This is a genomic window from Salinimicrobium oceani, from assembly GCF_012037645.1.
In genome coordinates this window covers 1-347 of sequence record NZ_JAAVJR010001191.1, presented here as the reverse complement: position 1 = coordinate 347, position 347 = coordinate 1, and the positions used below count along the sequence as shown (strand labels likewise).

At 41.2% G+C, this 347-nt stretch carries 1 pseudogene; it reads right to left on the bottom strand.

Features of this window, described 5'->3' with window-relative positions:
• Positions 1–347: pseudogene (locus tag HC175_RS21415) on the bottom strand (TonB-dependent receptor); the annotation flags it as partial.

Here is a 347-nt window from a genome sequence, read left to right as displayed (position 1 = left end):
AATGTTCAGCTGAGAAGTTTCTTCCCATTTTAAATCCGGATTGGCCGGTGCATTAGGGCTATAGCCAATTTCGATTGCACTTCCATCCCGTCCAAAGGTATAATTTCGACCTCCGTCAATTAAAGCCAGGTACCCATTTTGCCTGATGGCATCATTACCTGTAACCCCATAACCTGCTCTTATTTTCAAGGTATTGAAATATCCGTTATCTTCCCAAAAGTCTTCATTGGAAACTACCCATCCTGCAGAAAATGAAGGGAAAACACCAAACTTGTTGTTTGGGCCAAAATTGGAAGAACCATCTCTACGGATTATCCCGGTGAAAAGATACTTCTCATCATAATTGT